Annotated in this window: 25 protein-coding genes and 2 pseudogenes; 20 read left to right on the top strand and 7 right to left on the bottom strand. The window is 57.9% G+C overall.

Annotated elements, in window-relative coordinates:
* Window position 1 precedes the first annotated feature (1 nt).
* From hpaD to LPQ25_RS22425, 8 genes are all read left to right on the top strand, one after another.
* Entirely contained in the window at window positions 2–859 is an 858-nt protein-coding gene (gene hpaD, locus LPQ25_RS22390; RefSeq protein WP_012737354.1) for a 3,4-dihydroxyphenylacetate 2,3-dioxygenase, read from the top strand.
* A gap of 9 nt (window positions 860–868) precedes the next feature.
* Window positions 869–1,249 carry a 5-carboxymethyl-2-hydroxymuconate Delta-isomerase gene (locus LPQ25_RS22395; protein ID WP_004151392.1) on the top strand — a complete coding sequence of 127 codons (381 nt, stop codon included), beginning with the start codon at window positions 869–871 and terminating at the stop codon, window positions 1,247–1,249.
* A 108-nt stretch (window positions 1,250–1,357) separates the two neighbouring features.
* Window positions 1,358–2,161, top strand: coding sequence for a 2-oxo-hept-4-ene-1,7-dioate hydratase (gene hpaH, locus LPQ25_RS22400; RefSeq protein ID WP_048336837.1), 804 nt, complete (start codon window positions 1,358–1,360; stop codon window positions 2,159–2,161).
* A 10-nt stretch (window positions 2,162–2,171) separates the two neighbouring features.
* On the top strand, window positions 2,172–2,969 hold the full coding sequence (hpaI, locus tag LPQ25_RS22405; protein ID WP_004211339.1) for a 4-hydroxy-2-oxoheptanedioate aldolase: 798 nt from the start codon (window positions 2,172–2,174) through the stop codon (window positions 2,967–2,969).
* Between the two features lie 21 nt (window positions 2,970–2,990).
* A complete protein-coding gene (gene hpaX / locus LPQ25_RS22410; protein WP_004211337.1) occupies window positions 2,991–4,349 on the top strand; it encodes a 4-hydroxyphenylacetate permease in 1,359 nt (452 codons plus the stop codon).
* 9 nt (window positions 4,350–4,358) lie between these two features.
* Window positions 4,359–5,249, top strand: coding sequence for a 4-hydroxyphenylacetate catabolism regulatory protein HpaA (gene hpaA, locus LPQ25_RS22415; protein ID WP_004192167.1), 891 nt, complete (start codon window positions 4,359–4,361; stop codon window positions 5,247–5,249).
* 225 nt (window positions 5,250–5,474) lie between these two features.
* Window positions 5,475–7,037, top strand: a complete 1,563-nt coding sequence (gene hpaB / locus LPQ25_RS22420; RefSeq protein ID WP_002887473.1) for a 4-hydroxyphenylacetate 3-monooxygenase, oxygenase component — start codon at window positions 5,475–5,477, stop codon at window positions 7,035–7,037.
* Window positions 7,038–7,056: 19 nt separating this feature from the next.
* Window positions 7,057–7,569, top strand: a complete 513-nt coding sequence (locus LPQ25_RS22425) for a 4-hydroxyphenylacetate 3-monooxygenase reductase subunit (RefSeq protein WP_002887467.1) — start codon at window positions 7,057–7,059, stop codon at window positions 7,567–7,569.
* A gap of 74 nt (window positions 7,570–7,643) precedes the next feature.
* Here the strand turns inward: LPQ25_RS22425 and LPQ25_RS22430 are convergent, their stop codons facing one another.
* A complete protein-coding gene (locus tag LPQ25_RS22430; protein ID WP_002887465.1) occupies window positions 7,644–8,354 on the bottom strand; it encodes an ascBF operon repressor in 711 nt (236 codons plus the stop codon).
* Between the two features lie 127 nt (window positions 8,355–8,481).
* A pseudogene (locus LPQ25_RS22435) lies at window positions 8,482–9,104 on the bottom strand (hypothetical protein).
* Window positions 9,105–9,488: 384 nt separating this feature from the next.
* Here LPQ25_RS22435 and LPQ25_RS22440 point away from each other — a divergent pair.
* From LPQ25_RS22440 to LPQ25_RS22455, 4 genes are all read left to right on the top strand, one after another.
* Window positions 9,489–11,639: a carbon starvation protein gene (locus LPQ25_RS22440; protein ID WP_002887454.1), complete on the top strand. Its 2,151-nt coding sequence runs from the start codon at window positions 9,489–9,491 to the stop codon at window positions 11,637–11,639.
* Between the two features lie 109 nt (window positions 11,640–11,748).
* Complete coding sequence (locus LPQ25_RS22445; protein WP_002887451.1) at window positions 11,749–11,952, top strand: YbdD/YjiX family protein; 204 nt, start codon at window positions 11,749–11,751, stop codon at window positions 11,950–11,952.
* Window positions 11,953–11,963: 11 nt separating this feature from the next.
* Complete coding sequence (gene yjiA / locus LPQ25_RS22450; protein WP_004211331.1) at window positions 11,964–12,920, top strand: GTPase; 957 nt, start codon at window positions 11,964–11,966, stop codon at window positions 12,918–12,920.
* A 391-nt stretch (window positions 12,921–13,311) separates the two neighbouring features.
* On the top strand, window positions 13,312–13,857 hold the full coding sequence (locus tag LPQ25_RS22455; RefSeq protein ID WP_012737351.1) for a YfaZ family outer membrane protein: 546 nt from the start codon (window positions 13,312–13,314) through the stop codon (window positions 13,855–13,857).
* 97 nt (window positions 13,858–13,954) lie between these two features.
* Here the strand turns inward: LPQ25_RS22455 and LPQ25_RS22460 are convergent, their stop codons facing one another.
* Together LPQ25_RS22460 and LPQ25_RS22465 are read right to left on the bottom strand one after the other, a co-directional pair.
* On the bottom strand, window positions 13,955–15,325 hold the full coding sequence (locus LPQ25_RS22460; RefSeq protein ID WP_004146105.1) for an NAD-dependent succinate-semialdehyde dehydrogenase: 1,371 nt from the start codon (window positions 15,323–15,325) through the stop codon (window positions 13,955–13,957).
* Between the two features lie 158 nt (window positions 15,326–15,483).
* Window positions 15,484–16,422 carry an Rpn family recombination-promoting nuclease/putative transposase gene (locus tag LPQ25_RS22465; protein WP_012737350.1) on the bottom strand — a complete coding sequence of 313 codons (939 nt, stop codon included), beginning with the start codon at window positions 16,420–16,422 and terminating at the stop codon, window positions 15,484–15,486.
* Window positions 16,423–16,637: 215 nt separating this feature from the next.
* On the opposite strand from LPQ25_RS22465, the pseudogene LPQ25_RS22470 reads away from it, so the two are divergent.
* The 8 genes and pseudogenes from LPQ25_RS22470 (at window position 16,638) to LPQ25_RS22505 (ending at window position 23,283) form a co-directional block, all read left to right on the top strand.
* Window positions 16,638–17,451, top strand: a pseudogene (locus LPQ25_RS22470) (AraC family transcriptional regulator).
* A gap of 47 nt (window positions 17,452–17,498) precedes the next feature.
* On the top strand, window positions 17,499–18,161 hold the full coding sequence (locus tag LPQ25_RS22475) for a LysE family translocator (protein ID WP_012737348.1): 663 nt from the start codon (window positions 17,499–17,501) through the stop codon (window positions 18,159–18,161).
* A complete protein-coding gene (locus LPQ25_RS22480; protein ID WP_014908036.1) occupies window positions 18,154–19,446 on the top strand; it encodes a DUF445 domain-containing protein in 1,293 nt (430 codons plus the stop codon). Before LPQ25_RS22475 ends, LPQ25_RS22480 begins: the two co-directional genes overlap by 8 nt.
* A gap of 53 nt (window positions 19,447–19,499) precedes the next feature.
* Entirely contained in the window at window positions 19,500–20,741 is a 1,242-nt protein-coding gene (gene mdtM / locus LPQ25_RS22485; RefSeq protein WP_004192185.1) for a multidrug efflux MFS transporter MdtM, read from the top strand.
* A gap of 25 nt (window positions 20,742–20,766) precedes the next feature.
* Complete coding sequence (locus LPQ25_RS22490) at window positions 20,767–21,006, top strand: DUF2164 domain-containing protein (protein WP_004146111.1); 240 nt, start codon at window positions 20,767–20,769, stop codon at window positions 21,004–21,006.
* A 97-nt stretch (window positions 21,007–21,103) separates the two neighbouring features.
* Window positions 21,104–22,255 (top strand): double-cubane-cluster-containing anaerobic reductase, encoded by a 1,152-nt coding sequence (locus LPQ25_RS22495; RefSeq protein ID WP_002887414.1) that lies wholly within the window; start codon window positions 21,104–21,106, stop codon window positions 22,253–22,255.
* Window positions 22,256–22,264: 9 nt separating this feature from the next.
* On the top strand, window positions 22,265–23,032 hold the full coding sequence (gene yjiL, locus LPQ25_RS22500; protein ID WP_002887413.1) for a putative 2-hydroxyacyl-CoA dehydratase activator YjiL: 768 nt from the start codon (window positions 22,265–22,267) through the stop codon (window positions 23,030–23,032).
* Complete coding sequence (locus LPQ25_RS22505) at window positions 23,029–23,283, top strand: putative Se/S carrier protein (RefSeq protein ID WP_002887412.1); 255 nt, start codon at window positions 23,029–23,031, stop codon at window positions 23,281–23,283. The genes yjiL and LPQ25_RS22505 overlap by 4 nt, the downstream gene beginning before the upstream one ends.
* On the opposite strand, the gene LPQ25_RS22510 is transcribed toward LPQ25_RS22505, so the two are convergent.
* The 3 genes from LPQ25_RS22510 to LPQ25_RS22520 are packed head-to-tail and all read right to left on the bottom strand — an operon-like array spanning window position 23,280 to window position 25,872.
* Entirely contained in the window at window positions 23,280–24,344 is a 1,065-nt protein-coding gene (locus LPQ25_RS22510) for a DUF2955 domain-containing protein (RefSeq protein ID WP_002887411.1), read from the bottom strand. The two genes, LPQ25_RS22505 and LPQ25_RS22510, sit on opposite strands and share 4 nt — an antisense overlap.
* Entirely contained in the window at window positions 24,334–25,401 is a 1,068-nt protein-coding gene (locus LPQ25_RS22515) for an HlyD family secretion protein (protein ID WP_002887394.1), read from the bottom strand. Before LPQ25_RS22515 ends, LPQ25_RS22510 begins: the two co-directional genes overlap by 11 nt.
* A gap of 6 nt (window positions 25,402–25,407) precedes the next feature.
* Window positions 25,408–25,872, bottom strand: a complete 465-nt coding sequence (locus tag LPQ25_RS22520) for a MarR family winged helix-turn-helix transcriptional regulator (protein ID WP_004177547.1) — start codon at window positions 25,870–25,872, stop codon at window positions 25,408–25,410.
* Between the last annotated feature and the right edge of the window lie 131 nt (window positions 25,873–26,003).

Genomic DNA, 26,003 nt, shown 5'->3' on the forward strand with positions numbered 1-26,003 from the left:
TATGGGTAAATTAGCGTTAGCAGCAAAAATCACTCACGTGCCGTCGATGTATCTGTCTGAGCTGCCGGGGAAAAACCACGGCTGCCGTCAGGGCGCGATCGACGGGCATAAAGAAATTGGCAAGCGCTGCCGTGAAATGGGCGTCGATACCATCATCGTGTTTGATACCCACTGGCTGGTCAACAGCGCCTACCACATCAACTGCGCCGACCATTTTCAGGGCGTCTACACCAGTAACGAACTGCCGCATTTCATTCGCGACATGACCTACGACTACGACGGCAACCCGGAGCTGGGCAAGCTTATCGCCGACGAGGCGGTGAAGCTTGGGGTGCGTGCCAAAGCGCACAATATTCCCAGCCTGAAGCTGGAGTACGGCACCCTGGTGCCGATGCGCTACATGAACAGCGATAAGCACTTCAAGGTGGTATCTATCTCTGCTTTCTGTACCGTTCACGACTTTGCCGACAGCCGCAGGCTGGGCGAAGCGATCCTCAAAGCCATTGAGAAATACGACGGCACCGTGGCGGTGCTGGCCAGCGGTTCGCTGTCGCACCGCTTTATCGACGACCAGCGCGCCGAAGAGGGCATGAACAGCTACACCCGCGAATTTGACCATCAAATGGATGAGCGGGTGGTGAAGCTGTGGCGCGAGGGCAAATTCAAAGAGTTCTGCACCATGCTGCCGGAGTATGCCGACTACTGCTACGGCGAAGGCAACATGCACGACACGGTGATGCTGCTCGGCCTGCTGGGTTGGGATAAATACGACGGCAAGGTGGAGTTTATCACCGAGCTATTCGCCAGCTCCGGTACCGGCCAGGTTAACGCCGTGTTCCCGTTGCCAGCGCAGGCGTAAGGGGGCCCCATGCCGCATTTTATCGCCGAATGTACCGACAACATCCGCGAGCAGGCCGATCTGCCTGGGCTGTTCGCCAAAGTCAACGAGGCGCTGGCCGCCACCGGCATCTTTCCGATCGGCGGGATCCGCAGCCGCGCCCACTGGCTGGATACCTGGCAGATGGCCGACGGCAGGCAGGATTACGCCTTCGTGCATATGACCCTGAAGATCGGCGCCGGGCGCAGCCTGGAGAGCCGTCAGGACGTGGGAGATATGCTGTTCGCGCTGATCAAATCCCACTTCGCGACGCTAATGGAGAGCCGCTATCTGGCGCTGTCGTTCGCCATGGAAGAGCTCGACCCGACGCTGAATTACAAACAAAACAACGTGCACGCGTTATTTAAATAATGTGCAAATTGCCCGGTGGCGCTGCGCTTACCGGGCCTACAACGGCCATGAATTTGTAGGCCGGATAAGCGAAGCGCCATCCGGCAATGCAATGCCACAGGAATCTCTATGCTCGATAAACAGACCCGTACCCTGATTGCCCAGCGGCTGAACCAGGCCGAAAAGCAGCGTGAACAGATCCGCGCGATCTCGCTGGATTATCCATCGATCACCATTGAGGACGCCTACGCCGTCCAGCGCGAGTGGGTCGAGATGAAGATCGCCGAAGGCCGCGTGCTCAAAGGCCACAAGATCGGCCTGACCTCTAAAGCGATGCAGGCCAGCTCGCAGATTAGCGAGCCGGACTACGGCGCGCTGCTCGACGATATGTTCTTCCACGACGGCAGCGATATTCCCACCGACCGCTTTATCGTTCCGCGTATCGAAGTCGAGCTGGCCTTCGTGCTAGCCAAACCGCTGCGCGGCCCGAACTGTACGCTGTTTGATGTCTACAACGCCACCGACTACGTTATCCCGGCGCTGGAGCTTATCGACGCGCGCTGCCACAACATCGACCCGGAAACCCAGCGTCCGCGCAAAGTGTTCGACACCATCTCCGACAACGCCGCCAACGCCGGGGTGATCCTCGGCGGCCGGCCGATTAAACCGGACGAGCTCGACCTGCGCTGGATCTCCGCCCTGCTGTATCGCAACGGCGTAATTGAAGAGACCGGCGTCGCCGCGGGCGTACTCAATCATCCGGCCAACGGCGTGGCCTGGCTGGCCAACAAGCTGGCGCCGTACGATGTCCAGCTCGAAGCCGGGGAGATTATCCTCGGCGGCTCCTTCACCCGCCCGGTCCCGGCGCGCAAGGGCGATACCTTCCACGTCGACTACGGCAACATGGGCGCCATCAGCTGCCGGTTTGTCTAGGAGAAACACCATGAATAACGCCTTTAAAGACGCCTTAAAAGCGGGCCGTCCGCAAATCGGCCTGTGGCTTGGGCTGTGCAGCAGCTACAGCGCCGAACTGCTGGCCGGCGCGGGCTTCGACTGGCTGCTGATCGACGGCGAACACGCGCCCAACAATGTACCAACGGTGCTGACCCAGCTGCAGGCCATTGCGCCCTACCCCAGCCAGCCGGTGGTGCGTCCGTCGTGGAACGATCCGGTGCAGATCAAACAGCTGCTGGATGTCGGCGCGCAAACCCTGCTGGTGCCGATGGTGCAGAATGCCGAAGAGGCGCGGCTGGCGGTCAGAGCCACCCGCTATCCGCCAGCCGGCATCCGCGGCGTCGGCAGCGCGCTGGCCCGCGCCTCACGCTGGAATCGCGTCCCGGATTATATCCACCAGGCCAATGACGCCATGTGCGTCCTGGTACAGATTGAGACTCGCGAAGCGCTGAAAAATCTGCCGCAGATCCTCGATGTCGACGGGGTAGATGGTGTGTTTATCGGCCCGGCGGATCTCAGCGCTGATATGGGCCACGGCGGCAATCCGCAGCACCCGGAAGTGCAGGCCGCCATTGAAGATGCCATCCAGCAAATCCGTCAGGCCGGCAAGGCGCCGGGGATCCTGATGGCCAATGAACAGCTGGCGAAACGCTATCTCGAACTGGGCGCGCTGTTCGTCGCCGTCGGCGTCGATACCACCCTGCTGGCCCGCGGCGCAGAAGCGCTGGCGGCCCGGTTTACCCACACCGCAACCACCACAACCGATAACAATAAATCCGTCTATTGAACGGATAATGTGGAGCGCAACATGACTACCTCTACCCTGCAACACAATGATAATAAAGCCGTTGAAGTAGAAAACCGGGTGATCAAAAAGCTGTTCCGCCGCCTGATTACCTTCCTGTTTGTTCTCTTTGTTTTCTCATTTTTGGATCGAATTAATATCGGCTTCGCCGGTCTGACGATGGGTAAAGATCTCGGCCTGACCTCCACCATGTTCGGCCTGGCGGCGACGCTGTTCTACGTCACCTACGTGCTGTGCGGGATCCCCAGCAATATCATGCTGGCGAAAGTCGGCGCGCGCCGTTGGATCGCCGGGATCATGGTGGTCTGGGGGATCGCCTCGACCTGCACCATGTTCGCCACCAGCCCGCATACGCTGTACATCCTGCGCATGCTGGTCGGCATCGCCGAGGCCGGTTTTCTGCCGGGGATCCTCGTCTATCTGACCTGGTGGTTTCCGGCCTACCATCGCGCCCGCGCCAACGCCCTGTTTATGATCGCCATGCCGGTGACCATGATGCTCGGCTCGATACTTTCCGGCTATATCCTGGCGCTCGACGGCCTGTGGAACCTGAAAGGCTGGCAATGGCTATTTCTGCTGGAAGGCCTGCCGTCGGTGGTGCTCGGCGTCGTCACCTGGTTCTTCCTCAACGACACGCCGGATAAAGCCAACTGGCTGGACAACGAAGAGAAACAGGCGCTGAAGGCGATGATCGATCGCGAACGGGAACATGCGGCGATCGTCCCGGCTTCGCCGCGTTCCACGCTGCGCGAAGTACTGACGCCAGCGGTGCTGATGTATACCCTCGCCTACTTCTGCCTGACCAATACCCTCAGCGCCATTAATATCTGGACGCCGCAGATCCTGCAGAGCTTCAACACCGGCAGCAGCAACATCATGATTGGCCTGCTGGCGGCGATCCCGCAGTTCTGCACTATTTTCGGCATGATCTGGTGGAGCCGCCGATCCGACCGCCGCAAAGAGCGCAAGATGCATACCATCCTGCCCTACCTGTTCGCCGCGGCAGGTTGGCTGCTGGCTTCGGCAACGCACCACAGCCTGATCCAACTGATCGGCATTATTATGGCTTCGGTGGGATCCTTTACCGCGATGGCCATTTTCTGGACCACCCCGGATCGGGTGATCAGCCTGCAGTCGCGCGCGGTGGCGCTGGCGGTGATCAACGCTATCGGCAACGTCGGCTCTGCCGTCAGCCCGCTGTTGATCGGCATTTTGCGCGATACCACCGGCAGCTTTAGCTCCGGGCTGTGGTTTGTCGCCGGATTACTGATCGTCGGCGCGCTGGTGCTTACCCGCATTCCAATGAGCCAGCGTGAGGACGCCGCCGCCACGCCGGGCTTAGCGGCGCAAAAAGGCCACTAAGGAGCGGGTATGTGCCAGCATTCCATCGCCAACATCGACATCAATAAAGATTACGACGAGAGTCTGGGTACCGAAGAGGTGCACTACCAGTCGTTCTCCCGCATGGCGGCCTTTTTTGGCCGCGACATGCAGGCGCATCGCCACGACCGCTATTTCCAGATGCACTACCTTGATACCGGACAGATTGAGCTGCAGCTTGATGACCATCGCTATTCGGTGCAGGCGCCGCTGTTTGTGATAACGCCGCCCTCGGTACCGCACGCTTTTATTACCGAGTCCGATAGCGATGGTCATGTGTTGACGGTCCATGAGGAGCTGATCTGGCCGCTGCTGGAGGTGCTTTATCCCGGCACGCGGGAGACCTTCGGCCTGCCGGGGATCTGCCTGTCGCTGGCGGATAAACCCGACGAGCTGGCGGCGCTGGCCCACTACTGGCAGCTGATTCGCCGGGAATCTACCGCCCAGTTGCCGGGGCGGGAGCATACCCTGGCGCTACTGGCGCAGGCGGTCTTTACCCTGCTATTGCGTAACGCAAAGCTCGACGATCACGCCGCCAGCGGGATGCGCGGCGAGCTGAAACTATTCCAGCGCTTTAACCAGATGATCGACGGCCACTACCATCAGCACTGGACGGTACCGGATTACGCCAGGGAGCTGCATCTGACCGAATCGCGGTTGACCGACATCTGTCGCCGCTTCGCCAACCGTTCGCCGAAGCGGCTGATATTCGACCGTCAGCTGCGCGAGGCGAAGCGCCTGCTGCTGTTTTCCGATAGTGCGGTCAATGAGATAGCCTGGCAGCTGGGGTTTAAAGACCCCGCCTATTTTGCGCGCTTTTTTAGCCGCCAGGTCGGCTGCTCGCCCAGCAGCTACCGGGCGCAAAAAGTACCGGTGTCGTAATACCCCGGCGGCGCTGCGCTTGCCTGGGCTACAGACCGTAGGGCGGGTCAGCGCCGCGCCAGCCGGTAAAAGTTGCAGAGATCACAAAATTCACTCCCGCCTGAAAAGTACCCGCCGTTGTCGCAAACGTCCCTTCACGACAAGCGCCATAACCGCTTCAATTAAACAACAAAAACAAAACATATATTTAACATCATTATTCCGATAAATACTGAAGAGGCCCCTATGAAACCTGAAGATTTCCGCGCCGACGCGAAACGCCCGTTAACTGGCGAAGAGTATTTAAAAAGCCTGCAGGATGGCCGCGAAATTTATATCTACGGCGAGCGCGTGAAAGACGTCACCACGCATCCGGCCTTCCGTAATGCCGCGGCCTCCGTCGCTCAGCTGTACGATGCGCTGCACAAACCGGAGATGCAGGATTCCCTGTGCTGGGGCACCGATACCGGCAGCGGCGGCTACACCCATAAATTCTTCCGCGTGGCGAAAAGCGCCGACGATCTGCGCCAGCAGCGCGACGCCATCGCCGAATGGTCGCGCTTAAGCTACGGCTGGATGGGCCGCACCCCAGACTACAAAGCCGCCTTCGGCTGCGCGCTGGGCGCCAACCCGGCGTTTTACGGCCAGTTCGAGCAGAACGCCCGCAACTGGTACACCCGCATTCAGGAAACCGGCCTGTACTTTAACCACGCGATCGTCAACCCGCCGATCGACCGCCACAAGCCGGCTGATGAAGTGAAGGATGTCTACATCAAGCTGGAAAAAGAGACCGATGCCGGGATCATCGTCAGCGGCGCGAAAGTGGTCGCCACCAACTCGGCGCTGACCCACTACAACATGATCGGCTTCGGCTCCGCACAGGTGATGGGCGAGAACCCGGACTTCGCGCTGATGTTCGTCGCGCCGATGGATGCCGAAGGCGTCAAGCTTATCTCCCGCGCCTCCTATGAGATGGTCGCCGGCGCGACCGGATCGCCGTACGACTATCCGCTTTCCAGCCGTTTCGACGAGAACGACGCGATTCTGGTAATGGATAAGGTGCTGATCCCATGGGAGAACGTACTAATTTATCGCGACTTTGACCGCTGCCGTCGCTGGACCATGGAAGGCGGTTTTGCCCGCATGTACCCCCTGCAGGCCTGCGTGCGTCTGGCGGTAAAACTGGACTTTATCACTGCCCTGCTGAAGCGTTCTCTGGAATGTACCGGCACCCTCGAATTCCGTGGCGTGCAGGCCGACCTTGGCGAAGTGGTGGCGTGGCGCAACATGTTCTGGGCGTTAAGCGATTCCATGTGCTCGGAAGCGACGCCGTGGGTCAACGGCGCATGGTTGCCGGATCACGCCGCGCTGCAGACCTATCGCGTGATGGCCCCGATGGCCTACGCCAAGATCAAGAACATCATCGAGCGCAACGTCACCAGCGGCCTGATTTATCTGCCGTCCAGCGCCCGCGATCTGAACAACCCGCAGATCGATCAGTATCTGGCGAAGTACGTGCGCGGCTCCAACGGTATGGATCACGTTGAACGCATCAAGATCCTCAAACTGATGTGGGACGCCATCGGCAGCGAATTCGGCGGCCGCCATGAACTGTATGAAATCAACTACTCCGGTAGCCAGGATGAAATTCGCCTGCAGTGTCTGCGCCAGGCGCAGAGCTCCGGCAATATGGACAAGATGATGGCGATGGTCGACCGCTGCCTGTCCGAGTACGACCAGAACGGCTGGACGGTGCCGCATCTGCACAATAATGCTGATATCAACATGTTGGATAAGCTGCTGAAGTAATTCACAGCGGGAGGTCATAATGCAATTAGATGAACAACGCCTGCGTTTTCGCGATGCCATGGCCAGCCTGTCGGCTGCGGTTAACGTTGTCACCACCGCAGGCGAAGCCGGCCGCTGCGGCATTACCGCCACGGCGGTATGCTCGGTGACGGATACGCCGCCATCGGTGATGGTTTGTATCAACGCCAACAGCGCGATGAACCCGGTGTTTCAGGGTAACGGCAAGTTGTGCATCAACGTGCTGAACCACGAACAGGAAATCATGGCCCGTCATTTCGCCGGGATGACCGGGGTGACGATGGAAGAGCGGTTTGCCCTCAGCGGCTGGCAGCAGGGCGCGCTCGGGCAGCCGGTGCTGAAGGGCTCGCTGGCCAGCCTCGAAGGCGAAATTAGCCAGGTGCAAACCATCGGTACCCACCTGGTGTATCTGGTGGAGATCCGCAATATTACCCTGAGCCCGCAAGGGCACGGCCTGATTTACTTTAAACGCCGTTTCCACCCGGTGATGATGGAAATGGAAGTGGCAGTCTAAAATCCGCGCCCAGGTTTACTTATCGCCCGATACGTAAACCTGGCGCTTAATATGCGTCATCTCACCCGCCAACCTTATTCAACAGCGCGACATGAAGCCCAATCAAAACGTCCACCGCCGCGGAAATTTTGTTCCCGGTAGTCAGCAGGTAATGTTAAGTGCCAGCCTTTTCGCCTGGCGGTACAGGCAATAACCGGGAATTGCGAATAATCTATAGCGTCATGAATAAATTGTTGTTTACCTATATTTGTTAAAAAAGCGTCTCCCCGATTCCAGATAGCTTTTTTTAACTTGATATTCCAGGTCTGATAGCTTTCACCAGCAATTGTATAACCTTCACCTTCAGGCGCTTTTTTGGTCCAGTCAATCTCGCCGCCATCGTATAAATATTGCCATACAGCATAGCGTTCAAGGGTAAACTGGCTGGGTAAAGTACTGACATTTTTAGAATCGATTTTATCGAGTAATTGCGGATTCGCTAACAGTAGCGCCATGGCTTTATGCATGTAACCCAACATAATATCGGGATGTTCGGGCACTCCCTCTTCTGCTTCAAACAAAGAGATATAAGCGAGATAGAGCGCATCATCACGCACTTTTTGACCGTTCGCCGCGGCGTTGGCGACGATTTTCGCCGCCCGATATTGTAAACTTCCCCAGGATTCCTCACCGCTAACAGGCCTGTAGCGATTATTGTATTTTTCTCCCGTCAGGTAGCCCTGAGCTGCATTTAAATCGTTAGCGTTTAACGCCGATTTAGCGCGCTGATGGTCGGATAAGGTCATTATATTGCGCCCCGTATTTCTGGCAATATAATACGACTGACGACAATCAGAAAGGATCATAACCATAATGACCATGGCAATAATTCTAAAAAAAATCTTATATATTCTCACCGTTAAGTCCTTTAATTTATTTATAAATATAATGTTTGGAAACTTGTCTCGGTTCGATGTATAGCAAAACGGTTACCCGACCTTTTTTATAAGTACGTTGCCAGGTTGAACAATTTGTTATTTTATTCAGATCTAATCTTTTATTATACCACTCCTGCTGTTTTGCAATGCAGGCGGAAAGACTTTGATAGAATTTCCCTTTTTCTGCAATGAACTCTTCTTTGATTGTCGCTGGCCCATATTCTCGATCAAGAACCTTAACTTCCTCATTATATAAGGCGAGTGCTTCCCGGCCATCATCAACTTTATAGGCCTGCTGACTGGAATCAACATCAGCGCTAACAAAAACACTTTTCAGCCCTTTATTCTTATCGAAATAAAGCTTCATCTCCTGATATTTCAACGCCCCACTTCCTGGGGAGTCAGCGTTGAGATAATCAGATCCGGGTCTTTTCCGGCATAATTGATATCTGATACCTCCAGAGAATATAAAGGCGTGTTTCTGGCCTCATCGTAACTCATCCCCCAGCGCAAATTATAAGGGGCTGCCGGCTCATCAACAGCCTGATGTATCTCTCTTGCATGAGCATATGTTAAGTAAAAAGCACTGGCGATGATCATTATCTTTACAAATTTCATAACTCGAATTCCCTTTGTTAAACGCTATCCATACGACATGGCAAAGTCAGCATAATATCAAAATACCTCTACTTGAAATAAAGATAGTGATCTGCGGGTGATAAAAACCGTTATCCTCAGTTTGAAAGCATATCTTTGAGATGCGCAGAATAATATTGTGAGCTTAATCACACATTTACGCGCTCTCGTACTCATATCTAACCGCTTACCCCCGCAAGTAACCGCTTAACCCCCTATACAACCACTCACCGATTTACCCAACTTTACGCGCGCGCTGTTCTGGCAAGATCGGAGGCAGCCTAGCTAATCAATACCTCCATCAACCCTTACTTAAAACCAGACGGCTTCGGCCAATTATTCATCTAATTAACGCCAGGTTTTACTATGGATACCAAAAAACTATTCAAGCACATACCCTGGGTGATTCTCGGAATCATCGGGGCATTTTGCCTCTCAGTCGTCGCCCTGCGCCGCGGTGAGCACGTCAGTGCCCTGTGGATCGTCGTCGCGTCGGTTTCCGTGTACCTCGTCGCCTACCGTTATTACAGCCTGTACATCGCGCAGAAGGTGATGAAGCTTGACCCGACGCGCTCCACGCCGGCGGTCATTAATAACGATGGCCTGAACTATGTGCCAACCAACCGCTACGTGCTGTTTGGCCACCACTTTGCCGCCATTGCCGGCGCCGGCCCGCTGGTCGGCCCGGTACTGGCCGCGCAGATGGGCTATCTGCCGGGCACCCTGTGGCTGCTGGCCGGCGTGGTGCTGGCGGGCGCGGTACAGGACTTCATGGTGCTATTTATCTCCTCGCGGCGTAACGGCGCCTCGCTGGGCGAGATGATTAAACAGGAGATGGGGCCGGTTCCGGGCTCTATCGCCCTGTTCGGCTGCTTCCTGATTATGATCATCATCCTCGCGGTGCTGGCGCTCATCGTGGTGAAAGCGCTGGCGGAAAGCCCGTGGGGCGTGTTTACCGTCTGCTCGACGGTGCCTATCGCCCTGTTTATGGGGATCTACATGCGCTTCCTGCGCCCAGGCCGCGTCGGTGAAGTGTCGGTTATCGGTATCGTGCTGCTGGTGGCCTCTATCTGGTTCGGCGGCGTGATTGCCCACGACCCGTACTGGGGCCCGGCGCTGACCTTTAAAGACACCACCATCACCTTTACCCTGATTGGCTACGCGTTTATTTCCGCGCTGCTGCCGGTATGGCTGATTCTGGCGCCGCGCGATTATCTGGCCACCTTCCTGAAAATCGGCGTAATCGTCGGCCTGGCGCTGGGGATCGTTATCCTCAACCCGGACCTGAAAATGCCGGCAGTGACCCAGTACATTGATGGTACCGGTCCGCTGTGGAAAGGCGCGCTGTTCCCGTTCCTGTTTATCACCATCGCCTGCGGCGCGGTCTCCGGCTTCCACGCGCTGATCGCCTCCGGCACCACGCCGAAGCTGCTGGCCAACGAAACCGATGCCCGCTTTATTGGCTACGGCGCGATGCTGATGGAATCCTTTGTTGCAGTCATGGCGCTGGTCGCCGCCTCGATTATCGAACCGGGCCTTTATTTCGCAATGAACACCCCGCCGGCAGGCCTGGGCATCGTCATGCCGAACCTGCATGAAATGGGCGGTGAAAACGCGGCGATGATCGCCGCGCAGTTGAAAGAAGTCACCGTCCACGCGGCGGCGACCGTCAGCTCCTGGGGCTTTGTGATTTCACCTGAGCAGATCCTGCAGACGGCGAAAGATATCGGCGAACCTTCGGTACTGAACCGCGCTGGCGGCGCGCCGACGCTGGCCGTCGGTATCGCCCACGTATTCCATAAAATCATCCCGATGGCGGATATGGGCTTCTGGTACCACTTCGGTATCCTGTTTGAAGCGCTGTTTATCCTCACCGCGCTGGATGCGGGTACCCGCGCAGGCCGCTTTATGCTGCAGGATCTGTTGGGTAACTTCGTGCCGTTCCTGAAAAAAACCGACTCGCTGGTCGCCGGGATTATCGGTACCGCCGGCTGCGTCGGGCTGTGGGGCTACTTGCTGTATCAGGGCGTGGTCGACCCGCTGGGCGGCGTGAAGAGCCTGTGGCCGCTGTTCGGTATCTCTAACCAGATGCTGGCCGCCGTGGCGCTGGTGCTTGGCACCGTGGTGCTGGTCAAGATGCAGCGCACCAAATATATCTGGGTCACCGTTATCCCGGCAGCGTGGCTGCTGCTGTGCACCACCTGGGCGCTGGGTCTGAAGCTGTTCAGCAGCAATCCGCAGATGGAAGGCTTCTTCTTTATGGCTCAGCAGTATAAAGAGAAGATTGCCGCCGGCGGCGAGCTGACCGCGCAGCAGATTGCCAACATGAACCATATCGTGGTCAACAACTACACCAACGCCGGGCTGAGTATCCTGTTCCTGGTGGTGGTGTACAGCATCATCTTCTACGGCATCAAAACCTGGCTCAACGTGCGCAACAATAAGGTGCGTACCGACAAAGAGACCCCGTACGTGCCGGTACCGGAAGGCGGCGTGAAGACCTCGTCACATCATTAACCCTGATGCCGGATAGCGCTACGTTTATCCGGCCTACCAAAAGCGCATTAACGTAGGCCGGATAAGGCGCTAGCCGCCATCCGGCTTTATTCGTTATCTGGAACTTACAATGTTTGGTAACTTAGGTCAGGCAAAAAAATATCTCGGTCAGGCGGCAAAAATGCTGATTGGCATTCCGGATTACGACAACTACGTCACGCATATGCAAACCAACCATCCGGATCAGCCCTACATGACTTATGAAGAATTCTTCCGCGAACGCCAGCAGGCCCGCTACGGCGGAGACGGCAAAGGCGGCGTACGCTGCTGTTAATGGAGGCAATAATGGCACCGATTGCAGTCACCCTACTCACCGGTTTTCTCGGCGCAGGAAAAACCACCCTCCTGCGCCATATCCTCAATGAGCAGCACGGTTTCAAAATCGCCGTAATTGAAAACGAATTCGGCGAAGTCTCCGTTGACGATCAGCTCATCGGCGACCGCGCCACGCAGATTAAAACCCTGACCAACGGCTGTATCTGCTGTACACGCTCCAACGAACTGGAAGACGCCCTGCTCGATCTCCTCGACAGTCGCGATCGCGGCGAAATCGAGTTTGACCGGCTGGTGATTGAATGCACCGGCATGGCCGACCCGGGGCCGATTATCCAGACCTTTTTCTCCCATCAGGTGCTCTGCGAGCGCTATCTGCTGGACGGCGTGATCGCCCTGGTTGACGCCGTCCATGCCGACCAGCAGATGGATCAGTTCACCATCGCCCAGTCGCAGGTCGGCTACGCGGACCGGATCCTGTTAACCAAAATCGACGTCGCCGGCGACACCGAAAAGCTGCGTGAACGGCTGGCGCGCATTAACGCGCGGGCGCCGATTTATACCGTCATTCACGGCGATATCGATTTAAGCCAGTTGTTTAACACCAGCGGTTTTATGCTGGAAGAGAAGGTTGTCAGCGCCACACCGCGCTTTCATTTTGTGGCAGAAAAACAGAATGACGTCTCGTCGATTGTGGTCGAGCTCGACTATCCGGTGGATATCAGTGAAGTTTCACGGGTAATGGAAAATCTGCTGCTCTCCTTCGCCGAGCAATTGATGCGTTATAAAGGCATGCTGTGGATCGACGGCGAGCCAAATCGCCTGCTGTTCCAGGGCGTGCAGCGCCTCTACAGCGCCGACTGGGATCGCCCGTGGGGCGATGAAACGCCGCACAGCACGCTGGTGTTTATCGGCATTCAGTTGCCGGAAGAGGAAATTCGCGCGGCGTTTGCCGGGTTACGACGCTAACCTGCCCGCCTGCGCCCTAAGGCGCAGGCCCCCTTCTCTCTGAGACCTCGTCAAAAACAGGGACCAAACGTCGGCAACGCGTCGAAAAATGTAAAGCAACGTTTTAATAAGTAACAGTAGAAACATTTTTGGAAATTATAAGAAACTGAATGAATAGGCCCCTTAATAATTAATGACTGCTCTGTTCAGTTTCTGTTTAGCCCACCAATTAAACCGCGGCTAAACAGGCTAAATTTGATGATTGACCTCGCCGTAACCCAACGTCATTACAACATTTTCAAAACACCTTCCTGACAAAAGCAGCATAAAAAATCGACGCAAGTCACATTTGCAGAGGTAAACATCGCTTGTTAAGGTGCCCTCAGACAACTTTATTGACGAGGAGTAAACCATGAGAAAGCTTAACATCCTTATTCTTGCAGGCCTGACCGCGGTCTCTGGTTCCGCCATGGCGGTGGGGTTTACCGTTGAACAGGGTAAAAACTTCACTAATCTGAATATGGAAATGGGTAAATCCTCTTCTGGCCTGTACGCCGAAAGCAACTGGCTGAAGAATACCGATGATGGTAGCCAGACCGGCGGCGTGGGCGCGGGTTACAACCTGGAAGTGGGCCCGGTGATGCTCAACGCCGGCGCGAAAGCCATCTACCTCGGGCCGAAAAAAGGCGATAACGGCGTCGCGTTTCCGGTCGGCGGCGGGGTGAACGTGGCCCTGACCGACAGCATCCACGTGTTTGGCGAAGGGTATGTCGCGCCGGATGGTCTGAACAACAGCGTGAAAAACTATGTTGAAGCGAACGGCGGCGTGAGCTGGTCTCCGATTGGTCCAGTGACGTTGAAAGTGGGTTACCGCCATGTGAGCGTTGACGGTAAAGAGGGTCGCCCGAACCACACCCTGATTGATGGCGCCTATGTGGGCGGCGGGGTCACCTTCTGATTATGATCAACGCCCCGCGATAAAGTTAAGGTGCGCTGAGCATTAGCCATAAAAAAACCTGCCGAATGGCAGGTTTTTTTATGGCCGGGTCATAGGCTTAGCGGCGCACCACCACCAGCTTCTGGTTCACAAACTCTTTGATGCCGAGATCGGAGAGCTCCCGTCCGTAACCGGAACGCTTCACGCCGCCAAACGGCAGCTCCGGCGCGGTATCGGTGAGCCAGTTGATATAAACCATTCCGGTTTCAATGGCGGAGGCCATCCGTTTGGCGCGTTCGATATCCTGACTGAACACCGCGCCGCCCAGACCATAGTGGGAATCATTGGCCAGCTGGATTGCCTCCTCATCGTTTTTCACCACGTAGATCTGCGCCACCGGGCCAAAGAACTCTTCGAAGTACGCCGGATTATCACGGGTGATACCGGTCAAAATGGTGGGTTCAAAGAAATTGCCTTCTCGAGCCACCGCTTTGCCGCCCAGATGCAGCTTAGCGCCATTTTTCACCGCCTCGTCCACCTGTTTGCTTAGGGTATCCAGCGCATCTTTGGAAGAGAGCGGCCCCAGCGTGGTGCTTTCATCCAGCGGATCGCCGATTTTCACCTGGCGAAACGCCTCGCTAAATTTTGTCAGGAACGCATCCGCGATATTTTCGTGCAGGATAAAGCGCTTGGCAGCGGTACACACCTGGCCGGCGTTGTTCAGCCGCGCCTGGACGCCGATTTTCACCGCGCGCTCCAGGTCGGCATCGTCCAGCACGACAAACACATCATTGCCGCCCAGTTCCAGCGTTGATTTCTTAATATGCTTCGCCGCCTGCGCCGCCACCACGCTGCCGGCTTTCTCCGACCCCGTTAGCGCCGCGCCCTGCACGCGATCGTCAGCGATAATCTTCGCCACCTGATCCTGGGAGATAAACAGGTTGGTCCACGCCCCCTCCGGAGCGCCGGCCTCACGCACCAGATGGGCAAAGGTCTCCGCGCAGTGCGGCACAATGCTGGCGTGTTTGGCGATAACCGGGTTACCGGCCGCCAGGTTTGGCGCCAGGACGCGCATCAGCTGGTAATAGGGGAAGTTCCACGGCTCCACCGCCAGTAAGACGCCAATGGGATGGTGCTCAACCCAGGCTTCACCCAGTTCGGAGGGATACTTCACCGGCGCCAGGAACGATTTGGCGTTATCGGCGTAATAGCGGGCGATCTGCGCGCAAAGTTTCACTTCGCCGCGGCTCTGCTTAATGAGTTTCCCCATCTCCTGGCTAGCGATTTTTGCCAGCTCCTCCGCCCGGCTATCGATCAGATCCGCCAGCTTATGCAGTACCGCCAGCCGCGGTTCAATATCGCCTTTTGCCCAGGCAGAATGGTAGAGCGCATCCGCCTGCTGCAGCGCCGCCTCCACGTCCGCATCGCTGTGCGCCGGGTACGTTTTAATAAGCTGATTGTTCGCAGGATTCACCGTCTGATAGGCCATATCGCATGTCTCCTTGTTATCGCTACTAAGGCAGTCAAAAATGCCGTTAAGGATATTAAGGGTAGTCGAGATGGCTGGCGATGCGGGTAAAGTTAGGTATATCCGGAATATTCCATAACGAGGCTAACCGGGGCGACCGTCAGGCCGCCCCGGCGTTATCAATGCGCCAGCGCGGCGATCTCGTCGGCGGTCAGGCCGGTGATTTTCACCACCGTCTCGCGGGCAATGCCGTCAGCCAGCATCCTCTGGGCAATGCGCAGCGCCTCGGCATGCTGTCCTTCTTGTCTACCTTCTTGTCTGCCTTCAAGCCGGCCTTCCCGTTTGCCTTTTCTGCGGCCCACTTCCTGTAATCTTTCAGCAATAGTCATCAATCTCTCCCTGTGCTGAGGAACCCGTTGCGCCACTTCGTGGATAAACCGGCCAAAGCGGCGCGCGTTGCCAGTCTGCAGCAGATAATTAAACAGCGTTTTTAGCTGTCTGTCATTAGCGTCCCCGCTAAGTAAAATCGTCGTCAGTTGCTCAACAATGCCCATTAAATCGCGCTGGCGAATATGCTTCTGTATCAGCTCGAGTAATGCCACGCGCCGGTGGCGAACGATCTCATCGTCGGGGATCACCGTGACATCCACCAGCGGAAAGGGCGAGATATAAAGCTCACTCGCCAGCTGTGGATCGGCAAAACAGTCCAGCCAGTTGAGTGACCACGGGTATGGCGTGGTCGCTCCGTGATAGAAGAGCATCGGCACCACCAGCGGCAGTTTTGTATGACCGCCATCAAGATGGCGCTGCATCGCGGCGATGGCGTAGCGCATCAGGCGGAAGGCCATCTGCGCATCCGGCGAGCTCTGATGTTCGATAACCACATAAATGTAGCCCTCGCCAGAGGCGGTTTTGAGTGACCACAGCACATCGGAGTACCAGGCCCGCAGGCTCTCCTCGATAAAGCTTGCCGACTCCAGCTGTAAGGTATCGAGGTCGCAGCGCTGACGCAGCGCAGGCGGTAGATGGATCGCCAGAAAATCGCGCGCGGTGTCGGCCTGAGTGAGGAACTGTTTAAACACCGCATCATGCGGCGTCGAGGTGGTGCCCTTTGCCATCGGCTCATCCCTGCCTGCTTATCCTGCAGGGACTCTACATCCCATGAATGTCTCTGGCACCCCGGAAACCGGGATTTTACATTCCGCTACGAAAACATATTTCCCCGGACTGCAAGCGTGACATCCTTTTTCGACGCGGTACGCAAATCCAGGCGGGCGACAGCCTCGGCGCAGCATGCTATAAACGGCTTATCCCCGCAGCAAAGGCCAAAGCAGTGAACCATACCCGAGATATTCCCCAAACCTTCTGGCGAGACGATCGTCTGCCGTGGCTGGAGCTGCGCAGCACCTGGCGCAGCCGCCAGGCCTATAAGCGCCACAGCCACCCCAGCTTTCCGTAGGGGCGATTATCGAGGGGGAAACGCGCTGCCTGTGCGCTGGCCAGGAGTACCTGCTGCAGCCCGGGATCTGATCGTGATCCCGCCGCACGCGCCGCATAGATGTAATCCGCTGCATGGCAGGCCGCGCAGCTATCACATGCTTTACCTGGACGCGACATGGTGCCACGCGCAGCGCCCGGATATTCCCCCTGGCGCCAGTATCACCTCGCCGCAGCCGCTGCTGCGCGACAGCCCTCTCTTTGCCAGTTTCCAGCAGGTTGTCGCCCTGATGAGCCGCGGGAGCCTTGAACAACTGCCCGCCCGGCTGGCGCAACTCCTGCACGCGCTGCCGCTGTGCGCCGCCGCGCCGCAGGCGCCACATCACGCCAGCGCCCTGCTGTTTCAGCGCCTGGCGATGGATCTGCCGGCGTCGCCGTCGCTGGATAAGCTGGCCCACGACAGCGCGCTTCGTAAAGAGACCGTTATCCGCGCCGTGAAACAAGATACCGGCCTGACGCCTGCCAGTTTGATCAACATGGCGCGCATCGAATATGCGAAAACGCGCTTACGCGCCGGGGATCCTATCGCCGACGTCGGCTATCAGGCCGGCTTTGCCGATCAGAGCCATTTCCATAAAACCTTTGTCAGCTATACCGCCGCCACGCCGCGGCAGTATGCGCAAAGCAGATCAATATCTGACAATAAGTAATACGCCACCTGGCGTAGGGTGGCCTCTGCACCATTATCGAGGCCACTATGCATACCTTATCGACGCTCTTTCCCGCCGTCTTCCCGGCGCTAGCCCTGTCCCACTTTGTCGCTCTGCTCAGTCCGGGCCCTGATTTTTTTCTGCTGATCGGCTACGCCGTGCGCTACCGGATCCGCGGCAGCATCGGATTGTGTCTCGGCATCGCCGCAGGCAATGCGCTGTATATTGTGCTCGCCATCGTCGGCTGGGGGCTTCTGCGCCAGGCGCCGCTGCTTTTTTTGCTCATCGAACTGCTGGGGGCGGGCTATTTATTGTGGATTGGCAGCCTGCTGATACGCAGCCGTCCCGCGACGCTGGCGGTGGAGAGCGTTCGCGCAGCGCGTCCGGGGTTCGGCAGGCAACTGCTGCTGGGGCTGGGGTCATCGCTGCTCAACCCCAAAAACGCCCTGTTTTATCTGGCGCTGATGACTTCCCTGCTCGGGCCGGCTGTGACCCTGCTTCAGCAAACGGTGAGCGGGCTGTGGATGGTCAGCGTGGTGTTCTTCTGGGATTTACTGCTGGTGAGCGCGATTGCGCTGCCGCAGATACAGCGCCGCCTGGGCGCCATCGTCTGGCGGCTCGAGCGGGCGGCGGGGGCGATCCTGATGCTCTTCGGCCTGTGGATTATCTGGCGATTTTTGCACGACCTCGCCGTCAGGCTATATGCTTAAGCATATGGAAAAACTCGCTGAACTGAAACGCGCCAAACTGCTGGCGCTGTCGCTGCTGCTGATTGCAGCCGCCATTTTTATCACTACCCTCGCGCTACCACCGTCGCCCTGGGTCGGTGCGCTAAAAGCTATTTCCGAAGCGGCGATGGTCGGGGCGCTGGCCGACTGGTTTGCGGTCGTGGCTCTGTTTCGCCGTATTCCGCTGCCCTTTGTCGCCCGCCATACGGCGATTATTCCGCGCAATAAAGACCGCATCGCCGACAACCTCGGCCGCTTTGTCGAGGAAAAGTTCCTTGATACCCCGTCGCTGGTCGCGCTGATCCGCCGCTATCAGCCAGCCCTGATGCTCGGCAACTGGTTCAGCCAGCCGGAGAACGCCCGACGGGTCGGCCAGCACCTGCTGCAGGTGATGAGCGGTTTTCTCGAACTGACCGATGACGCGCGCATTCAACGTCTGCTGCGACGCGCGGTGCATAAGGCTATCGATAAGGTCGACCTGACGCAGACCAGCGCCATGATGCTGGAGGGACTGACCCGCGACAATCGCCATCAAAAGCTGCTCGATTCGCTGATAAACCAACTGATCGCCCTGCTGCAGCGCGACAGCTCCCGCGCCTTTATCGCCCGCGGCATCGTACACTGGCTGGAGACCGAACACCCGCTGAAGGCCAAACTCCTACCCACCGAGTGGCTCGGCGAGCACAGCGCTGAGATGGTCACCGACGCGGTGAATACCCTGCTGGACGAGGTGACTCACGACCGTACGCATCAGATCCGTCAGACTTTTGACCGCGCCGTGCAAAAGCTTATCGATAACCTGAAATCCGACCCGGATATGGCGCAGAAGGCCGATAACATCAAAGCCTGGCTAAAAAATGATGAGACCTTTAACCACTATCTTGGCGAAGTATGGGGCGACCTGCGCGGCTGGGTAAAAAACGATATCAGCAACGACGACTCACGTATTAAGCAGCGTATCGCCGAGGCGGGGCAGTGGTTCGGTGAAACCTTACTCCGCGACGATGCGCTGCGCGAATCGCTTAACGAACACCTGGAGCAGGCGGCGCACCGGGTGGCGCCGGAGTTCGCCACCTTCCTCACCCGCCATATCAGCGACACAGTGAAGAGCTGGGACGCCCGCGATATGTCGCGGCAGATCGAGCTCAATATCGGTAAAGATCTGCAGTTCATCCGCATCAACGGTACCCTGGTGGGGGGAACCATCGGCCTGTTGTTGTGGCTGCTCTCGCAGATCCCCTCGCTGCTGCATCTGCATATTGGTTAGCAATGATACTATCCGAACAATAGCGCTGATAAATATTCCACAGGGAGGGCGAGATGATGCACAGGATTTCCCACTGGCTGAGCCGACACGCCGCCGCGCTGTTCTTCCCGGCGGCGTTAATTCTGTATGATTTTTCCGCTTATCTCACTACCGATCTGATCCAGCCGGGGATCCTGCACGTGGTGCGGGATTTCAATGCTGATGTGGCGCTGGCTCCGGCCTCGGTGAGCCTGTATATGGCCGGCGGCATGGCGCTACAGTGGCTGCTGGGGCCGCTCTCTGACCGGATAGGACGGCGTCCGGTGCTGCTCACCGGCGCGCTGATTTTCACCCTCGCATGCCTGGCGACCCTGTTCACCACCTCCATGACGCAGTTCCTGATTGCCCGCTTCGTGCAAGGCACCAGCATCTGCTTTATCGCCACCGTCGGCTACGTCACCGTACAAGAGGCCTTTGAGGAAAAAAGATCGATCAGACTGATGGCGGTGATCACCTCCGTCGTGCTGGTGGCGCCGATCGTCGGTCCGCTCTCCGGCGCGGCGCTGATGCATTTCATTCACTGGAAAGCGCTGTTCGGCATTATCGCCGCCATGGGATTGGTGGCCTGGCTCGGCCTGCTGTTGACCATGCCGGAGACGGTGCGCCGCGGCGATGTGCCGTTCAGCCCCCTGGGCGTGCTGCGCGATTTTCGCAACGTCTTTCGCAACCGCATCTTTTTACTCGGCGCCGCCACGCTGTCGCTGAGCTATATTCCGCTGATGAGCTGGGTGGCGGTATCGCCGGTGATTTTAATGGACGCCGGCGGACTGACCACCAGCGAGTTCGCCTGGAGCCAGGTGCCGGTCTTCAGCGCCGTTATCATCGCCAACCTGTCGGTGGCGCGCTGGGTAAAAGACCCCACCCGCCCGCGCTTTGTCCTCAGCGCGGTGCCGGTACAGATGCTCGGCCTGGCCATCCTGATCGTTGGCAATCTGGTATGGCCCCACGTCTGGCTGTGGTCGGTGGTCGGCACCTGCTTCTACGCCTTCGGCATCGGGCTGATTTTCCCGACGCTGTTTCGCTTTACCCTCTTTTCCAACGACCTGCCGAAAGGCACGGTCTCCGCCTCGCTGAATATCGTGATCCTCAGCGTCAGCGCGTTATCAATTGAAGGCGCGCGCTGGCTGTGGTTCCATGGCGGCAGACTCCCCTTCCACCTGTTGGCGGTGGCCGCCGGGATTGTCGCCGCCTGCTGCCTGGCCGGACTGTTACGCCACCAGCGCGGACAAGCGGTGATCGAAGCCCGGCAGTCGTGAGCCCTTTTACGGAGAAAGCCCCATCATGAATGACATTGAACTCAGCCAGGCGCAGCGCGACCTGCTGCGCGACAAGCTCAGCAAGTACTGCGCAGAGACCTTCGACCTCGAACTGGAGCAGTTTGACGCCGAATTTTTCGTCGACTTTATCGCCAAAGAACTGGGGCCGCTGTTTTACAACGCCGGTATCGAAGAGGCCATCCGCACCCATCAGGCGTGGAGCGAGCGTATCCAGGAAGAGATGGATTTGAAAAAGGTCTATTAACACCGCGTACAGACGCAGGAGATCAATAAAACCCTGCATACACCATGGCTATAATGGCGACTCTTTCAGCATCTCCCGTGTACGGGGAAGGAAAACCATGTCGCTTATCACCGATCTACCCGCCATTTTTGACCAGTTCTCAGAAGCTCGCCAGAAGGGCTTTCTCACCGTCATGGATCTTAAAGAGCAGAACGTACCGCTGGTGGGCACTTACTGCACCTTTATGCCCCAGGAGATCGCCATGGCGGCGGGCGCCGTTGTCGTCTCGCTGTGCTCAACCTCCGATGAAACCATCGAGGAAGCGGAAAAAGATCTCCCGCGCAACCTCTGCCCGCTTATCAAAAGCAGCTACGGCTTCGGCAAAACCGATAAATGTCCCTACTTCTATTTCTCTGACCTGGTGGTTGGGGAAACCACCTGCGACGGCAAAAAGAAAATGTATGAGTACATGGCCGAGTTCAAGGCGGTCCACGTCATGCAGTTGCCGAACAGCGCCAGCGATGCCGCCTCGCGCGCACTGTGGAAAACGGAGATCCTGCGCCTGCAGCAGGTGATTGAGGCCCGGTTTGGCACGCCGATTAGCGAGGCGGCGCTGCGCGAAGCCATCGTGTTGAAAAATCGCGAGCGCCGGGCGCTGGCCCACTTTTATCGTCTCGGGCAGCTCAATCCGCCGGCGCTCAGCGGCGGCGACATCCTGAAAGTGGTGTACGGCGCCACTTTTCGTTTCGACAAAACCGCCCTGATTGATGAACTGCATGCCATGGCGGAGCGCATCCATCAGGAGTGGCAGCAGGGTAAACGGCTGGAACCTCGTCCGCGGATCCTGATCACCGGCTGCCCGATCGGCGGCGCGGCGGAAAAAGTGGTCCGCGCCATCGAGGAAAACGGCGGCTGGGTGGTCGGCTATGAGAACTGCACCGGCGCGAAAGCGACCGAGCGCTGCGTGGCGGAAGAGGGTGACGTCTACGACGCCTTAACCGATAAATATCTCGCCATCGGCTGCTCCTGTATCTCCCCCAACGACCAGCGTCTGCAGCTGCTGAGCCAGATGGTGGAGGAGTATCAGGCCGACGGGGTGATCGACGTCATTTTGCAGGCCTGCCATACCTATGCCGTGGAATCGCTGGCGATTAAACGCCATCTGCGCCAACAGCACGATCTTCCTTACATGGCGATTGAAACCGACTATTCGACAGCGGACCTCGGCCAGCTCAGCACCCGCGTCGCCGCCTTTATCGAAATGCTTTAAGGAGCTGGCGTGAACTATACGGTTGGCATTGATTCCGGCTCCACCGCCACAAAAGGCATCCTGCTGGCGGACGGCGTCATCGTGCGCCGCTTCCTCTGCCCCACTCCCTTTCGCCCCGCCGACGCCATCCACGAGGCCTGGGAGACACTGCGCGCTGGCCTCACGGAGACGCCTTTTTTAACCCTCACCGGCTATGGCCGCCAGCTGGTGGATTTTGCCGATAAGCAGGTGACGGAGATCTCTTGTCACGGCCTCGGCGCCCGCCTGCTGGCGCCGGACACCCGCACGGTGATTGATATCGGCGGCCAGGACAGCAAAGTTATCCAGCTGGACGCCGGGGGCAACCTCAGCGACTTCCTGATGAATGACAAATGCGCCGCCGGCACCGGCCGTTTTCTGGAAGTCATTTCACGCACCCTCGGCGCCAGCGTCGAACAACTGGACGCCATTACCGACGGCGTGGAACCGCACGCCATTACCAGTATGTGCACGGTGTTTGCCGAATCGGAGGTCATCAGCCTGCGGTCGGCCGGCGTCGCGCCGGAGGCGATTCTGGCCGGGGTGATTAACGCCATGGCCCGGCGCAGCGCGAACTTTATCGGCCGCTTATCGGCGCAGGGGCCGCTGCTGTTTACCGGCGGCGTCAGCCACTGCGCCGCCTTTGCCCGGATGCTGGAAAGCCATGTCGGCATGGCGGTGACAACCCATCCCGACGCCCAGTTTGCCGGGGCGATCGGCGCGGCGCTGATCGGCCAGCGCCAGCGGAGGCGCGGATGACAACGTTTCTGTTTTTATTTCACTCCACGGTGGGGGTGGTGCGGATGCGCAAAGCCATGCAGGCGGCGGGAGTGGCCTTCGAGGTCAAAGATATACCCCGCCAGCTGCGCAGCGGCTGCGGGCTGTGCATCCTGCTGGAGGGGACGGAAGCCGATGCGCGAGGCTGGATCGTCCCGGAACAGACGGCGGCGCTGTATCAGCAGAACGGGGAAGCATGGCGCTGTCTCGCCACCTTCCCACCTGCAGGTTAATCGCTCACCACAAAACGCGTCGCCGCGAAACAGTTCAGCAGGCGGTGCATGAGAAAAACCAGGGTCAGCGTCACCACCAGCGAGACCGTCACCGAGGTGATGCGGTACAGATCGCTGAACACCAGATCCTGATACGGATGCAAATTCTGGCCGAACATAATGCCGATGGTAGTGATGCTGGCGAAGCCCACCCCGGCGCCCACTTTCTCCATCACGTGTAGGCGGGCGCTGAAGGCCAGCCCGAGACCAATCAGCGGCATCATCAGGATCATGTGGTTGCTGAAATCATAGATAATCAGCTGCACCACCAGTATATAGAGACAGGCCAGCACCACCCCGACGACGCGCCAGATCGAGCTGATCACCGCCCCGCGATAGTGCATCGGGAACAGGATCAGGATCCCGGCCATCAGCGCCGACAGCGAGTCGCTGAGATCGCAGATCTGAAACACCACAAAGATGATCGTCGCTACCGTACCGGAGAGCAGCGACTCATGACGGATGCGGGCGGCGTCTTTCTCAATCCGCGGCGGCGGCTTGCGCGGTTCGACGTCCGGGATCAGGTAATGCAGCAGCGCGCTCAGCGCCACGGCCATCACGCAGGCTTCCATATTGGAGAACATCAGGGTGTGCCAGTTGCTGGTGGGATAGCTCATAAAGTTGAGCATCGTGCTCTGGCACACCACCCCCATTGATCCCAACAGGAACAGCGGTCCCTGGCTCATAAAGCGGAAACGCATCACGTACAGGGCAAACACCACCAGGGTCATGATCACCGGCCACTGCGACAAATAGCCGACAATTAGCACCATTTCGACACAGTTTACCGCCGCGCTAAATATAAACTGGCGGGCGACGTGCAGGTTGAACATCGGTACCAGCGACATCAGCATCAGCGGATAAACGACGAAAAATACGCCGTACTGTACGTCGTAGAAGGTGGAGATGCTGAGCGCAATGGTCCCGGCCACGGCGATACGCACCGTCTGGCGAAAATCATTCGCCGTGTAGACGATATTGCCGTGCGGGGTAAAGACATGCGCCAGGGTATTAATAGACATAGTGCAACCAGCTCACCAGGTGGATCTGCAGGCCGGCGAAGGTGCGGGCGAAAGGTCCCTCGCTATTGTACAGCTGCACCGTGGCGCGAGCGCCGGTCGGCAGCGGTTTGTCCAGCGGCTGATCCAGCGCGACGTGAATGCGCATCCGCTGGGCGTCGCGCACCCAGCGGGTGGACTGCTCCGGCTGCGACAGCTGACCGTTCACCGCCTCCTGTCCCGCCAGAATCCCGGCGTCGCTGCTGGTCACGTGCGCCGGGAAGACTTGACCCGGCAGGGCGTCAAAGACCACCGCCGCATCGGTATTCACCGCGGTGTGGCGCAGGCTTTTTTCGCGGAAGTCGGCGACGATGTCAGTGTTGTTGTTAACCAATGCCAGCACAGCCGTCGCCGCGGTGGCGTAGATCCCCGGGTTCAGCTGCAGGTTGCTGACCATGCCGTCAGTTTCCGCACGCACTTTGGTCCAGGCCAGGTTCAGCTGCGCCTCCTCCAGCGCATTACGGTATTTCTGCAGGGTGACGTTGCGCTTATCGTCGCGCTCGCCGCGCTGGATCAGCAGGTTCTGGATCTGCGCGTTCAGCGCCGAGACCGACTGCTCGCTGGTCTGCCAGGTGGTTCGCACCTTATCGAGGTCGGACTGCGAGACGTTCTGCATCGTACTCAAGCGCTGGTAGCGATCGAGCGTGACCTTATCGTTACGCGCGGTGTACTGCGCGGTGCGCAGGTTGGCGCGGGCGGCGGCGATTTGCGCGTCCAGCTGCTGGTTGCTCAGTTTCGCCTGCTCGAGGGCGATCTGCGCCGCTTCAACTTTATTAATGAATGGCGTTGGGTCGAGCTCATACAGCAGGTCGCCCTTTTTCACCTGGCTGTTGTTGTGCACGTAGACGTGCGAGACATAGCCGGAGACCCGCGACGAAACCGGGGTCACCACGCGCATGACGGTGGAGTCCGGCGTCAGCGGGATCCAGATATCGGCAACGATAAACCAGGCGAATATTCCCAGAAAAGCGGCAATACTCACCCGTACCCAGCGGGCAAATTTTTGTTCAGGCGTCATCATAGTGTGTTAGATCTTGTTATCTTCTTCGCGGATATTCCGCAAACGGCAGGCGATTTGATTTAACGTGGCGCTGAAGGTGGCGAGATCGGCCTCCGGGATGGTCTGGGTTACGCGCTCCTGATAGGTCTCGATCACGCAGCTCAGTTTTTCCAGAATAGCCCGCCCCTCAGCGGTCAGCGTCAGCAGGCGAATGCGTTTGTCATATGGCGATGTGGAACGCACCAGATAGCCCTGCTTTTCCAGTAATGAGAGGGTGCGCATTAGCGGCGGCAGTTCAATGCCCTGCACCTCCGCCAGTTCGCTGACCGAGACGTTGTCTCCCAGCTGATGCAGTTGCATCAGCACCGTCCAGCTGGACTGGGTGAGTCCGGTATCGGTGATAGCGGAGTCAATAATGGCGCGCCACTGGCGCACCACCATAGCCATCCGCATCCCCAGCGGGCGGCGGGCAAACAGTTCGTCTTCAGTCACGGGTCTTCCTCTCATTATTGAGAAGAAAATAATACTTATCAGGGTAAGTATCAAGAAACGGAAGGTCGTGCCGCATCAATTGATAAATTTCGTGAATGTATCCCGGCGGCACTTTGCGCTCACCGGGATAA

Origin of the sequence: Klebsiella sp. KPN54798 (genome assembly GCF_021184225.1) — a bacterium.
GTDB classification, from domain to species: Bacteria; Pseudomonadota; Gammaproteobacteria; order Enterobacterales; family Enterobacteriaceae; genus Klebsiella; species Klebsiella pneumoniae.